The organism is Dawidia cretensis (assembly GCF_018598175.1).
GTDB lineage: Bacteria > Bacteroidota > Bacteroidia > Cytophagales > Cyclobacteriaceae > Ohtaekwangia > Ohtaekwangia cretensis.
Genome location: NZ_JAHESE010000036.1, coordinates 17335 through 31692, shown reverse-complemented (window position 1 = coordinate 31692; position 14358 = coordinate 17335). Strand labels below are relative to the sequence as shown.

General features: G+C 54.4%; 10 protein-coding genes. 4 read left to right on the top strand and 6 right to left on the bottom strand.

Going from position 1 to position 14358, the window contains the following annotated elements; all coding sequences use genetic code 11:
- The first annotated feature begins 159 nt into the window (after positions 1-159).
- The gene (locus KK062_RS25105) at positions 160-1956 is read left to right on the top strand and encodes a right-handed parallel beta-helix repeat-containing protein (RefSeq protein WP_254087126.1); all 1797 of its coding nucleotides are present in this window, start codon (positions 160-162) and stop codon (positions 1954-1956) included.
- Here the strand turns inward: KK062_RS25105 and KK062_RS25100 are convergent.
- From KK062_RS25100 to KK062_RS25080, 5 genes are all read right to left on the bottom strand, one after another.
- Complete coding sequence (locus KK062_RS25100) at positions 1953-2717, bottom strand: LytR/AlgR family response regulator transcription factor (RefSeq protein WP_254087125.1); 765 nt, start codon at positions 2715-2717, stop codon at positions 1953-1955. The two genes, KK062_RS25105 and KK062_RS25100, sit on opposite strands and share 4 nt — an antisense overlap.
- The gene (locus tag KK062_RS25095) at positions 2714-3724 is read right to left on the bottom strand and encodes a sensor histidine kinase (RefSeq protein ID WP_254087124.1); all 1011 of its coding nucleotides are present in this window, start codon (positions 3722-3724) and stop codon (positions 2714-2716) included. The genes KK062_RS25100 and KK062_RS25095 overlap by 4 nt, the downstream gene beginning before the upstream one ends.
- Before the next feature lie 39 nt (positions 3725-3763).
- Positions 3764-3961: a hypothetical protein gene (locus KK062_RS25090; RefSeq protein ID WP_254087123.1), complete on the bottom strand. Its 198-nt coding sequence runs from the start codon at positions 3959-3961 to the stop codon at positions 3764-3766.
- A gap of 123 nt (positions 3962-4084) precedes the next feature.
- Positions 4085-5122 (bottom strand): glycerophosphodiester phosphodiesterase, encoded by a 1038-nt coding sequence (locus tag KK062_RS25085; RefSeq protein WP_254087122.1) that lies wholly within the window; start codon positions 5120-5122, stop codon positions 4085-4087.
- A gap of 80 nt (positions 5123-5202) precedes the next feature.
- Positions 5203-7281 carry a helix-turn-helix domain-containing protein gene (locus KK062_RS25080; protein ID WP_254087121.1) on the bottom strand — a complete coding sequence of 693 codons (2079 nt, stop codon included), beginning with the start codon at positions 7279-7281 and terminating at the stop codon, positions 5203-5205.
- A 194-nt stretch (positions 7282-7475) separates the two neighbouring features.
- On the opposite strand from KK062_RS25080, the gene KK062_RS25075 reads away from it, so the two are divergent.
- The 3 genes from KK062_RS25075 to KK062_RS25065 all read left to right on the top strand — a co-directional run bounded on the left by KK062_RS25075 (position 7476) and on the right by KK062_RS25065 (position 11346).
- Positions 7476-8066 (top strand): ankyrin repeat domain-containing protein, encoded by a 591-nt coding sequence (locus KK062_RS25075; RefSeq protein ID WP_254087120.1) that lies wholly within the window; start codon positions 7476-7478, stop codon positions 8064-8066.
- A 21-nt stretch (positions 8067-8087) separates the two neighbouring features.
- Positions 8088-9140, top strand: a complete 1053-nt coding sequence (locus KK062_RS25070; protein WP_254087119.1) for an acyltransferase family protein — start codon at positions 8088-8090, stop codon at positions 9138-9140.
- Positions 9141-9264: 124 nt separating this feature from the next.
- Entirely contained in the window at positions 9265-11346 is a 2082-nt protein-coding gene (locus tag KK062_RS25065) for a TerD family protein (RefSeq protein WP_254087118.1), read from the top strand.
- Positions 11347-11489: 143 nt separating this feature from the next.
- On the opposite strand, the gene KK062_RS25060 is transcribed toward KK062_RS25065, so the two are convergent.
- Complete coding sequence (locus KK062_RS25060; RefSeq protein ID WP_254087117.1) at positions 11490-14084, bottom strand: T9SS type A sorting domain-containing protein; 2595 nt, start codon at positions 14082-14084, stop codon at positions 11490-11492.
- Positions 14085-14358: the final 274 nt, after the last annotated feature.

Sequence of the window (14358 nt, the reverse complement as noted above, 5' to 3'; positions counted from 1 at the left end):
GTGTGTTCATCACGCCCACGCTATACTTCCTCCCGACCCTGAAAAGAGCGAACCTGCCGACGCCTGTATACCCTGAAAGATCGATTCTTCAGAAAGGGTTAGATTTGCCATTCCTTCGCCCCGTTGCTATGCGCTTTTGTACATTAAAATTTTTACCCTATGAACGTTATTACGACAAACCTGTTCCGACTCGCAGTCTGCCTGGTACTGCAACTTTCCTTTATCCAGGCCTTTTCCCAGACAGTATATTATGTCGATGGCACCAACGGCAACAACAGTAACAATGGTCTTACACCCGGCGCTGCCTGGAAAACCATTCAGAAAGCCGGCGACAACGCAACGCGCAATAGTACCGTACTGATCCGCGGGGGCACGTACAAGGAAAACGTCACGATCAACGTGAGCGGCGCCGCCAATGAGCCCATTGTCTTCAAGGCCTATCCGCAGGAGTCGGTGTTCCTCGACGGTACCGGCACGTCGGGCACAACCTTGCTGACGATTGTGAACCAAAGCTACCTGACCTTCGAGGGCATTACCCTGCAAAACCTCACCAAAAACAACGCCCAGGGTATACTCGTCGAGTGTGAAGCAGGGGCTACTATGACCACCCTTGCCTTTCGCAAGCTGACCGTTCGAAACATCCGCTGGACCACCAGCAAGACGGCCATTCCGGGTGATAATGACAACGCACAGCCATTTATTGTCTACGGCCGCGGCACCACCGCGCAACGCGCGATCACCAACCTGGTGGTCGACAGCTGCGAGTTCTACGACAACATTCCCGGTTATAGCGAAGTACTCTCGATCGACGCCAACGTCGATGGGTTTACCATCACCAACAACCGCGTACACGACAACATCAACATTGGCATTTATGCCGGCGGCAACTACGGCGAATGTACCGTGCCCGCACTGGACCACGCCCGCAACGGCCTGATCGAAAAAAATACCTGCTATCGTAACACGGCGCTCTACGCCACCAGCGGCGGCATCTATGTCGACGGCGCAATGGATGTTATCGTCCGCCGAAATACGTGCTATGAAAACGGCTACGGCATTGAAGTAGGCGCCGAAGAGGACGGTACAACCGAGCGCATCACGGTGATCAACAATCTTTTTTACAACAACGAGGACGCGGGCATCGCGGTCGGCGGGTATACCACCGAAACAACGGGCCAGGTGCTGAGCAGTATTTTCAGGAACAACACATTGCTTAAAAATGATTCCAAGAAGAACGGCTCCGGCGAATTCTACGTCACCAAAGCTTCGCAGTGTGTCTTTCAGAATAACATCGTGTTCGCGGGCAGTGAAAACACGCTGCTGTCGCTCGAGAACATCTCACCACAGACCGGCAACACCTTTAACTACAACGTTTATTATACTGCTCTGGGTAAATCGGATGACATCAACGTCAACTGGCGTACGAAAGAATATAGCGACTTTGGCAAATACAAAACCGGTACATCACAGGATGCAAACTCCCGGTTCATCGCGCCCGGTCTGATCTCCGCTACGTTGCCGACACCCAACCTGCAGCTCAACGCGGGCAGCGCCGCCATCGACATGGGCAACCCGGCCACTACGCTGCTCACCAACGAAACGGATTTCGGTGGGCAACCTCGCCTGCTGAACAGCCGCATCGATATTGGCGCCTATGAAGGCCTCAGCACCAGTGGTACTGTTACAACTTCGGGTGGTAACGATATCGCCATCATTAAGCTGAATGCCTTTCCCAACCCGGCGCAACGGCAAATTACCATTCAAACCACGGAGGTGCCCGGCGACCGCATCTTTATACTCTACAATGTTCGCGGCGAGGAGCAGCGGCGTGCGCAAACACGCGACACGGAAATAACCTGGGATATAAACACCTTACCGGGTGGTGTCTACCTGGTGCGGGTACTGTATGGCGCCGCGCAACAAACAACGCGGGTGGTCGTTGCCAACCGTCCTTAAGCTTCAAACCAACGTTTGAACGCCGCGGCTTTCTCTTTGCTCACGGCCGGCGTTTCTGATACATCGATCTTCAGGGTAAGCAACAGCTTGCCCTGAAGATCGGTTTTATACCCCCCGATGACACGCCGGTGTACCACCAGCTGCCGGTTGGCCCGAAAGTAGCGCGCGGGGTCTAAAACCTCCTCTACCTCGTCCAATGACCGGTACTCCGTTACCAGCACGCGACGGTCCAGCGTCTGAAGGAAGATCAGATCGCGTTTGATAAAACACGCAATATCTTTTTCTTCGATGCGCTGTGCCTGCGGTCCGCTGTGAATGATAACGTTCTCTTTATAGCGCAGGGGCACGGACTTTCCTTCCAGGAAGCGTGCAAGCTCTTCCAGCGAGAGTCGGCTACTCCCCTGCTGCCGTAGCTCGCGAAATTTGTCGAGCGCCGCCTGGAGCTCGTCGTATTGGACCGGCTTCAGCAAATAGTCGATGCTGTTTACCTTAAAGGCACGGATGGCATATTGGTCGTAGGCGGTGGTAAAGATGATGGGGCTGGCCGGCTTCAGGGCCACGAGCAGGTCTATACTAATTCCATCCGACAGCTGCACGTCGGCTAAAATCAAATCGGGTTCCGGGTGTTTCTGAAACCACGCCCGTGCCTCTTGTACACTCGCCAGCGGTCCGGCCAATGTAGCATGCGGTGCCAATTGGTGGATATGCCCCATCAACTGCTCGGCTACCAGTGGCTCGTCTTCCAGGATCAGGATGTTCATAGCAAAGGGATTTCAACCATAAACGTGGCATCGGTGCCGGTGATCTTCACGGGCCGGTCACTCAGGTAGCCGTATAGCTCCACCAACTGTCGCAAGCCCTGCCGCGTGGACGGTTCCAGTAAGGCTTTGGATTGTACATTGTTCGTTACGACAAGGAAGCCGCTGCGATCATGGATTCGGATTGTGAGCGGCCGTGCGGGATGAATTTCGTTGTGTTTGATGGCGTTGTCGATCAACATCTGCAATGTCACCAACACGATCTTTTTCTCGCCGGCCTCCGGCGAAAGCGCAATGTCTACCGTCAGGGCCTCGCGAAAACGGATTCGCTGCAGCGCGATGTAGTGTTGAATAAAGCCCAGCTCCAACGCCAGACCCACCACTTCGCGCTCTTCGTGGTCCAGCACATAGCGGTATACTTTCGAGAGATGGTTGATGTAATGCGATGCCAGCGCAGGATCGCTCTTGACCAGGGCATCCAGCGACGTCAGCGCGTTGAAAAGAAAGTGCGGGTTTACCTGGTTCTTTAAATGATGGTATTGGAGCTGTGCCTTTTCTTTTTCGATCCGTGCCACCCGCAGCAACTCTTCTTTCCACTGCTGGATAAAGTGCGCACTGATAAAGATCATGTTGATGGCAATGGCAATGACGATGTGGGCAATCAACATCACGGTCACTACGTCGTCGCTGAAGACTGCCGGGAAGCGATGTTGCAACGGATACATCATCGCCCACCGCAGCACCAGCATGATCGCCACACCAGAGGCCAGCTGAACAATAATGCGTCCGTACAGGTATCGCGAGAATGGCATCCAACGGTTTAGCGCCCGGTGCACGCGCTCATAGATTTCCCACACGATCTGAATAAACACGATGAAGGCGATCGTTGCCACGATGTGCTGAAATAGTTTCATGCCGGGCATCAGCGCCTGGCGTACAAACCAGCCCACCGCCGCGACGACCGCGGTGATGCCGATGCGCTGCACATATTTATTTTCGATCCAGTTCATGCTGTTACAAATTCGATATTTCGCAGTGCATTTCCATACTTACCGGAACAGCCGTTTTATCCAGGGGCCTTTCCATAACCAAAATCCAGAGAGCGCCACCGCGGGCAGGATCCCCCAACGCACGGCGATGACGGCTTCGGGGATGGTGGACACGGGGCCGTAAACATAGCCGATGATGGGAATGCTCGCCACGATGTGTAGCCAGCGGATGATTTTTCGTTCCAGTGCTGCGTTCATGTGATTTGTTTTTTAGGCAAGAACGCGGCCTGATGAGAAATGGACGGCGATTACCGGCCTCGATGCACGGAGGCGGAAGGATTTTACACGGAGACGGAAAACAACGCGCGTGTGAGCGCGAAATTATTTCACCAACGACAACAGCAGCTCCGGCTCGTTTGTGGTAATGAAGTCGACTTGTTGACGCAGCAAGTCTTCCAACAGCCCCTTATCGTTTGCTGTCCAGACATTGACAATAAGCTTATGTTGTTTGGCGCTTGTCACCCAATCCGCGTTCTTTTGCAACACATTGAAGTGGTAATCCAATCCAAAGAAATGATCGGCGGCCAGCTCAGCGGGAGTCTTATCGCCTTTCAGATAGGCAACACGCGCATATGGCGCCAGCTTCATCACTTCCAAACACACGTCATAATCAAAGCTGATATAGTCTACCCACGCCTGCGCTTGTAAGTCTTCCACCAGGGCTACAATCTTTCGTGTAAGGGCTATAGAATGTTCTTTGCCTAATTCAGATGCTTTGATTTCGAGAATGAGCTTTGTCTTCTGTTGCTCAAGGCCTGCTTTCAAATACTGTTCGAGCGTTGGCATCGGCTCGCCGTTGGAAAGTTTCAGCGCCAGCAACTCGCGTGACGGCGTTTTGGCAATGGAGATATTTTGTATCGAGGCGTCGTGGTTGATAACCGGCAATGAATCCGTCGACATGTGTACGTCGAACTCGCTGCCTTCGCAACCCAACGTTACGGCATGGCGCAGCGCAGCGATGGAGTTCTCGGGGGCACCTGTGTTTTTCCAGGCTCCGCGGTGGGCAATGACTTTATTGCGAATAAAATTGTCATCCAAAAGCGTAAATGCCTTTGTGATGGTCTGTCCGGAGGTGGTGGTCGCCGTCACGGTGAGGGAATAGCGGCCCGCTTTGTTGCGTTTGCCTTTTTTGACCGACAGCCGGTTTTCTTTGTCGATCGTGAACGCCGCGGCGTCGGAGCCGCTCAGCACTACGGTACGGATAGCTGCTTCCGGTATGAGCTTCACCTGCCCGACGACATCATCTTTCGCGAGGGTGTAGTTTGTCAGAAACAGACGTGCGTTGGGGTCCGATTGTGCATGGCCCGAAAATACCGACATCAACAGGAAGCATCCCAGCATGATAAGTGATTTTTTCATTGTTCAAACGTTCGAGGCCAAGTTAACGATCACCCGCACATCTCACCAGCCCTGGACTTTTCGAAATTGTTATGTTTTTATCAGAGCAGCCCCTTCTCTTCTAACGTGGCGCGTACCTTTTTGTGATTTTCCCAGAAGCGGTCGCGCACCTGCTGCATGGCTTTCCTGAACTCCGGCAGGTCTTTGACCGAATCGGCAATCGGGTCGACAGTGAAAAAGAGGATCCAGTATTGGTAGTCCTGTTCTTTGGCAAACAATTTCATGTGCTCGATTGCCTTTGGAGCATTGCCGAGGTAAGAATAGTAGGCGGCCAGACTGGCGTGGCGGTAGATCGAGCTATCTGTTTCTACATACCGCGTGAAGGCATCGATGTATGCGCGGCCTTTCTCCTCCTGTCCTACGTGTTGCAGCACGATGCCGATCTTCAGGTTTTCGTGTTTGAAGATGTCGAGCTGTTTCTCTTCGGCAATGGCAATGTAACGCTTATAGTACTTGTACGCCTCGGCATAGTTGCGCATGAAGTAATACATCTTGCCAATTTCCTGGAGCATGATAAAATTCGTGGTGTCTTTCTTTAGCTCCTTCACCAGGGCAGTGCACGTTCCGGGCAGGTCTTCGTTGCGGGCGTATAGAATGTAGATGCGCAGATAGCCGGAGAACGGGTTATCGGGCTTATAGGCCAGCGACTTGTCTATATACTCCAGGGCCTCGTCGAGAAAGCCCGCCTGCATCAGCGCGTTGCTCAGGTGCAGGTATTTATAGCTGACGGTAGAGGAATCGCCCGAGCCGCCATCGATCCGCACGCCCAATAGCGCATACTCAATATACTTGGCTGCATTGGGCAAATAGCCGTTGTACAGCTCCGATAGGAAATGCGCCACGACGCCGGAGTTAGGGTTGTACTCGAGTGCCTTTTCCAGGTAGGGTGCTGCATCTTTGTATTCTTTTTTGTGCATGAAGTACAGCGCTTTGGCGATTAAGCTCTCGGCCGACTTCTCGTCGTACAGCAGGGCCTTGTCGGCGTATTCGCTGATCTCCTTCCCGTACTTTTTGTTGATCTGAAACAAGTCGAGGTAGTAATAGGCGATCGCCGCCGCGGCGTAGGCTTTTGCAAAGCGCGGATCGCGCTGGATGGCGTTTTGAAAAAAGGCGATCGATTTTTGCAGCGACTCCGTTGATCCTTCGTACAACAGCTCGCCCCCCTTCATATATTGATCATAGGCTTCCAGGTCTTCGGTCGGAATCTTTTCGATCTGTTCGGCTTCTTCGGGCGTGATGAACACTTGAATCTCTTTGGCAATGCTGTGCGCAATTTCTTGCTGCAAGGCAAAGATGTCTTTGGCCTCGCGTTTATACTGTCGCGACCAAAGGTGTTTATCGGTCGTACCCTCGATCAGCTGGATGTTCAACAGGATCTGGTCGCCGACCTTCTGACCGCTGCCTTCGATAAAATACTGGACGTTCAGCTCGCGGGCCATTTCGGGAATGGACTTTGCCATGTGCCGGTATTTTTCCGTGGAGGTACGGCTGATCACCCGCAGGTCGCGGATCTTCTGCAAATTGTTGAGCGTCGACTCCATCAGGCCGTTGATGAGGTATAGGTTGGTGGAGTCGCCGCTGTCGTTTTTAAAGGGTAATACAGCAATGGATTTTTCGTACGAAGGCTTCGCCGCGGATCCGCGCCATACATAATATCTCATCAACACCAACGCGATGACGACGATGAGCGCCAGCCCGCCCCAGCGGAGCCGTGAAGACCAGCTTCCGGGCGCATGTTCCAGCGGCACCGGCGGGACCACTACGGCGGCGTCAGTGTCGGCCGCCCGTTTTCCCGCCTCCCCCGGCGGATAGCCATAGTACTCCCGAAAACATTTGATGAAATACGACACACTGCCAAAGCCCACCTGGTCCGATACCTCGGACACATTCAGGGCCGTGGTCCGAAGCAGCTCCATGCCCCGCTGTAACCGCACCTCGCGGATGAGCTGGTTTACGGGCGAGTCGGTATGTTTCTTAACCTTGCGTAACAGGTTTGACCGGCTCATGTTCATTTTCCCGGCTAATTCCGATACTCCGAACTGCTCGTCGGCAATGTTCTCTTCGATCAGCGCGGTGATCTCGCGTAGAAAGTCGTTGTCGGAAACGGGCATAGGCGACATGGGCGGCTATTGGGTTTTTCACATACAATTTACCCTTTGCACCATCATTTGCATCAAATTTTATATCGATTCGCCATAATTTATACTGGTTCCCGCAAACTTGACGGTTTTGGCTGCAAGCGTGTTTAGCCTGCGGCGGCGATCCGGCCCACCTTTACAGCATAGAAACATACAAATCCGAAACCGTCAAACACATGAAAAAAAACCGCTTTAACATCGCATGTCTCGCTGCCGCCCTGTTCGCGGCAGGCGCTCTGTCGACCCTGCAGTCGTGCAAAGGTCCTACCGAAAAGGCTCAGGCTGACAGCACGACCACCACGGACGTAGCCGCGCCATCGGTCGACATCCACACGGCAGTCCTGACCGAAAACCTGGGTGCCTTGCAACAGCACATCCAGGCCGGTAGCAATCTGAACGAAAAAGATCCCTTTGGCGGGTCGAGCCCGCTTATCACAGCCTCGGTCTTTGGCAAGACCGAAATGGCCAGTACGCTGATCGAAGCCGGCGCCGACCTCAACTTTACCAACAACGACGGCTCCACGGCCCTGCACACGGCGGCCTTCTTCTGCCGCCCGGAGATCGTCCGCATGCTGCTCGATAAAGGCGCCGACAAGACCATCAAAAACAAGTATGGCGCGACACCCTACGAGTCGGTAGCCGGCCCGTTTGCCGAGGTCAAGGATGCCTATGACATGATGGGCAAGATGCTTGCGCCCATGGGCCTGAAGCTGGACTACGCCTCTATCGAAAAGACGCGTCCGGTCATTGCTGACATGTTGAAATAACCACACCAACCCTTCCGCCAGATGTTACCGACGAGCAGACGTTACGATATCGATTGGATCAGGGTGATCGCAATCGGCCTTCTCCTGATCTACCACATAGCCATTGCCTTTCAATCGTGGGGCATTATGCTGAGTTTTATTACCGCCCCTACCCCGTGGCCTGCGCTTTGGTTGCCGATGGGCATGCTCAACATCTGGCGGATACCCTTATTATTTTTTGTCTCGGGCATGGGGGTATACTTTGCCCTGCAGAACCGCACGGCGGGGCAGCTGCTCTGGGAGCGTGCGCGCCGCATTCTGGTGCCGTTCCTCGTGGGGGTCGTACTGATTGTACCAGCCCATATATACTTGTGGCAGCATTACAATGGGTTTAAAGAATCGTATGCCCCCAACCCTGGCCACCTGTGGTTTCTCGGCAACATCTTTGTTTACATCGTGGTGTTGCTGCCGGTGGTGTATTACCTGCAACGTCATGAAGCCGGCCGCGTAGCTGGCGCGATACGGAAGCTGTTCAGCACACCGCCGGGCTTGCTGGTGATGGCGGGAGCTTTTATCCTGGAGGCCTGGTTGACCGATGCTCATCCGTATGAGCTATATGCGCTGACATGGCATGGATTCTTTCTGGGGATGCTTGCCTTTTTCTTCGGATTCTGTTTTATACTGAGCGGGGAGCCGTTTTGGAAGATGTTGCTACGGTGGCGCTGGATGTTTCTGGCGTTGGCCGTGACGCTCTTTGTTGTTCGGCTGGTGAAGTATAATATGATGGCGCCGGCATATCTATTGGTGCCGGAATCACATGGATGGATTTTATCGGTCTTTGCGTTTGGCTACAAGTATTTGAACCAGCCGGGCAATCGCTTGCGTTATTTGAGCGAGGCGGCGTATCCCGTGTATGTTCTGCACATGGTTTTTCTGTCGCTGGGTTCGTTGCTCATCTTTCGGCTGGAGGTTCCTGCACCTGTGCAGTTTGTGCTATTGGTGCTGTTTACGGTTGCGGGCTGTTTTGCTTTTTATGAAGGCGTGGTGCGACGGATTAATGTGGTGCGGGTGTTGTTTGGTTTGAAAAGAAAGTAGCCCGGGAATAACCACATTTTTTTCACTGCGCAAATAGGCTGCGCAGGCGTGGTTCAGCTTTGTAGCGCGATCAGGGAGATTTTAAAAGTCCTGATTTCTTTGTTACTTCCGGCTAAATCGCTTCATGAATCACGAGATCTACATCGCGCGCAAACGCAAGGTTTTTTTGCCGCTGGGTACTGCGACCCAACCCGATCACTATGTGCAGAGCTTGCTGGAGAACATTTGGGGCCTGGGCTTTACATTTTCGAAGGCGCTGGCGGAACGTGTAGCCACCCTGTCGCTGGAGGAGCTTGAAGCATTTTACAAGGCGCTCATGCCGGTCCTGAAAACCGCCGTAGGAGCACATGTCGTCCACACCCCAATGTATCCGAATTTTCCGTGGCAGGTGATGGAAGCCTCTCAAGCCGAGCTTTGCACCAACGCCTGGCTGCACTACCTGGGCGATACGTTGGACATGCGCATCTTGCCGGAATACGATACGGAGGAACGTGCACCGTTACGTGGCACGCCACCCCTTAAAATCATCGACCTCGGTACGCTGGAAGAATTTGAAAGCATCTTCACAGACCTCGCAGGCTCCAAGGTATCTACCTCCAATGCCGATAAACACACCCTGCTCTGGTTTGCACAACACTACCAGAACGACATCGGGCGCCTGGTGCCCGATGTCATGCCGCACAAAGAAAATATGGCCTTCGTGGGCGCGCTGCTATTGTTGTATACCACGGCGGCCGACCGCCTGCTGACACGTCACTGCAAAACGGCAACAGACGTGCTGCGTTTGGTGGTAGCCTACTTTAATGGCGACGTGAGCCTGGCGGAAAAGACCCGCTTTCACAAGCTGAGCCGTCCGCGACGAAAGATGCTGCTGCATCTGCTGGAGCAGTCCACGTGCTCGCTGGACGACATGTTGAAATACCGCGAGGTGTGGAAGCGGTTGGGCGAAAAGCTGCATCCGTCGGAGTATACGAAGCAATTCCCGCGCAGCGCGCAGGCCTTTGAGACCCTGCGAAACGACAAGCACTATCGCACATTCTACAGCAATGTAGAGATGGCCCTGAAACAACACGATATACCGGCGGCCACCACGCTATTGGCTACACGCCCCGGCGAGCTGGCGCGGCGACTGGATCGCCTGCTGAGAAATGCTGCGGATCCACACGCTGTCGTGAATGCGTTCGACGCCGTAGCCGAACGCGTGTCAACGTCTGTATTACTGCAAGTGCTCACGCACTTTGAATACCGCCTCACACCAAACGATTTGCGGGTGTTCTTTCCCAAAGGCGAGGCCAGCAAGGCGTTTGCTATTCCGTACAACCTGCCGGCGTTATCACCCGAAACCTGTCAGGCGGTTAAAGATGTTTGCCGCAAGCATTTAATCAATCGCTTTGCAACGTTGCCGCCACTTGGCAAAGTTTTCCTGGACGAAGCCCTGCATAACTTCACGGTGCCGTTCACCTTGCGCTCTGCGTCGAAAGCGTTGCGCACAGTCTCGCGCGGCAGCAAGCTGCCGTTGCCGCAGGGCAACATTATCCGGTTCTTTATCTGGTGGCGGGAAGGCCGCTCGCGCGCGGATATTGACCTGAGCGCGGTGGCCATTACCGGCGAGCACCAACTGGTAGACGAGTTAGCGTACTACAACCTGACAACACTGGGCGGCTATCACAGCGGCGACATTACCTCTGCCCCGGACGGCGCCTCGGAGTTCATCGACATCGACGTCAGCAAGTTGCGCGAAAAAGGCGCACGGTATATCATCATGTGCCTGAATGCCTTCACGGAGCAACCCTTCTACGACCTGCCCGAATGCTTCGCCGGTGTGATGATCCGCCAGGAGGCCAACAGTGGCGAGATCTACGAGCCCCGTACGGTAGAAAACAAAGTGGATATCACGGCCAACGCCCGGGGATGTATTCCCATGATCCTCGACCTGGCCGACCAGCAAATTCTTTGGACCGACCTCTCGCTAAGCAGAATGCCCCCCTTCGCGCTCAACAACGCTGGTACGAACATGCCCGCCATGATGGTCCTGACGCGTGCCATGACCTCGCTGGTGAAAACATCGCTCTACGATTTATTTTCATTACACATCGAAGCCCGCGGGGAACGCGTCTTGGAAAAAGAAAAAGCAGACACTATCTTTGCCGTAGACGCGGGGATTACCCCGTTTGACACACCCGTCATTGCCGCGAAGTTCTTATAAAGAAACTGCAGAGGGCTATTGGATCACTTCCTTCTATTCCATTTAGTGATCAAGCTTCCCCTCTGCTTTTTTTATTTCTTTAGTATATAAAAACCCGGGACGAGTGGTCGTCCCGGGTTTTTTATTGATGACGCGACGGCCTCCTACTGAACAATCAACGTCTGTGTCGTACTGGTCTTGCTATTGGTGATCTTCACTATGTAGGACCCCTTCCGCAAGTTCTTCGGCTCCACTACGTAGTGCTTATCTGTCGTTACCGTCTCAAACACCTTCCGTCCCTGCGTTGTCAAAATGGCAATGGCCGTCTCCTCTCCTTCTGCGTTTGCAAACTCCAACGTCAGGTTGCTGCTCTCGGCCACGGGATTCGGATACATTTGAAAAGTATTCGGATTAATAATCTTCTGCACCTCTGCCACTTCCTGCGTATGCTGATACGAGTGCGTACAATACTTCGACATATCAATCCCTACCTCGGCTCCTGCCGTGCGGGCGCCGGCCAGTGATACCGATGTAAACCACTTGGTAGTGACACTCGCCGTACCCGTAACGCCCGTGACTAACTGCAACCGATAGTCATAATGCGCTGTGCGCGTACTCTCGCCATTGTAAATATAGTCGGTGTTTGTAATCACGGCGATGACTACATTGTTCGCTGCCGGCAAATCCAGTCGCAGGCTTACGTTGCCACTCGATACAAAATTGCTGTAGACCGGCACGCCGGTAGTAGAGCGGTATACTAACTGACACGTCATATTCGCACCAATGGGTTGAAAGTTTACCGTCACCATATTGCCGGTTACCAGCAGCGGGATCTGGTTGGCACCCGACCAGCCTGGCAGTGTGCGGGCCTCCGGGGTCAGCACACCGTTGTTGTTCGTGGTCTGCACATAGGGCGTCGCATTCCACACGGCCGGATTCAGCCACGACGGCTGCCACTCGGCTTGTATCGCCTGACCGAAGTGTGCGTTCATCAGCGCCAGGATGGCGTTGTTCCACGGACCGAAGTCGATCAGCGCTTGTTTGGCACGATACTCCGTAATCAACCGCCGCATCTGCGCGGCGCCGATGCCCGACGCGATGCCCGCCAGCACGCGGTTAGGGGCGTTGCGCCAGATCCAGGGTACGGAAGCATCGCCCAGGGTGTTGCCCAGGAAGGTCGGGAACGAGCTGCTATACTGGTGACCGCCGAGGTAGGTGCGCCACGTGCAGATCTGCTGGTTGCCGTTGAACATGTTTACCCCTTCAGCCGACGGACCGCCAAAGCTGCCATCTTGCAGCCAGCCGGAATAACATTCGATGGGCATGAACGGTGCGATGAAGTCGGTGCCGTTCAAGTCGCCCATGCTGCCAAAGTTGTTGGTGCGCCGGGCGTCGGCTGTCTGTTGCAGCCATACGTTACCGCCTTCGTGGAACCACGCCGATTGTTTAACACCGGGCAAGTCGGCCAGGAGTGCGTGGATACCTTCGTGCACCATAGCCCCTTGCTGCGCCAAGCGGTCACTGTACGTCGAGGCCGGATCGAAGCTATAGATGGGGTAATAAGAGGCCAGCACCATCGGCCAGCTTACGCCGTTGTAGGTAATCGCACTCTGCCAGCCGCCCAACGCAGTATTGGACGCATTATCGGTGCACAACCCCGAACCATACAGGTATACCGCGCTGCGATACCCGTTCTTGGCGCGCAGGTCGGGTGGCCAGCCCATCTCGTCGCGGAAATACGCGAAGTCGGTATTCATGCGCGCCAGCATGGGTGTTACGGCAGCGCTCGTCACGAGGGCGTTGGCGGTGGGCCCTTTGCGGAAGCACCACCAGTTGGACGACTGCGTTGACACCACCTGCGGACAATCGTTCAATACTTGTGTCGGCGTGCTCAGGGCGGGAAACTCGTCGCGGAAGTTATAGGCAATGGTGGGCGAGTACGCAGGCCATGTATAAGGATTGCCCGTGCCGCTACCGCTCAGAGTGATGGTAAAGTTTTGTGTGGTCTGCGTACCACAACTGTTGGTATACCGGGCCACGTATGTGCCGGCCTGCGCGCCCTGCACACTGCTGATCAGGATCTCACGGGTGGTCGCGGTGAAACCATTCGGACCCGTCCAGCTCCAGGCGCCGCCGGAAGAGGGTGTCGGGCCAAAACGTACGGAGCCGCCCGCGGCGATTGTAGCCGATGCGGTCTGCGTCCAGCCGCCGCCGTTGATTTGTGTTTGGGGCACGATGGTGGTGCCGGGACAGTTGGTTACGGGCGTACCGAGTACACGCCATTCCAGGATACCCGTCGATTGGGTGGTGTTCAGCATCGACACGCGAATGCGGCTCAACGCTACCGGGGAGAATGACGCCACGTTGAAGGTATTGATCACCTTTGGAATGGCCGCGATGGTCACCCACGTGGCGCCGTTCCAGTACTCGACGTTGGCCGTCGTGGGCACGCGCACTCCGCCGCCATCGTCAAACCAGTATACCTCGATCGAGGTGACCTGGTATGATTGAGTCCAATCGTATTGTACCCATTGTGTGGAGTTTGGATTGTTCCAGTTGCCGTACGCGCCGTGCGACTTGTCATTTGAATTCGCGGGGGTAAAACCGTCGTTTACGGCGGCCAGGGTTTCCCAGGACGACACGAACGAAGTGGATGACGTGGCTGTTAACGCCACGTTGGTTTGCGCTGCCGCGTGTTGCACCCATGCGCAACATGCCAGCAGCCATACTGCTACTTTCAGCCGAGTAGATTTTCTCATAACGAAACTATTTTAAAGGTTGAAAAGAACTATATATCGAATACTACCAACTATATAACAGTCTCTGGTGCCAGTCTTTATGCTGGCGTGTCATTTCGACTGACGTCAAGCCTATAACCTGATGTTACGACGCGGCCAGGAACCTCGGGAGTCTGAAGACTCCCATCATGCTGGGTCCAAGTCGCCCTCCCTTCGGTCGGAAGACTTGAACCAGTCGTCGACCAGTTGTCGTAATATCATGGCCTTGCGATGCTATCCATAGCACACACGGCTT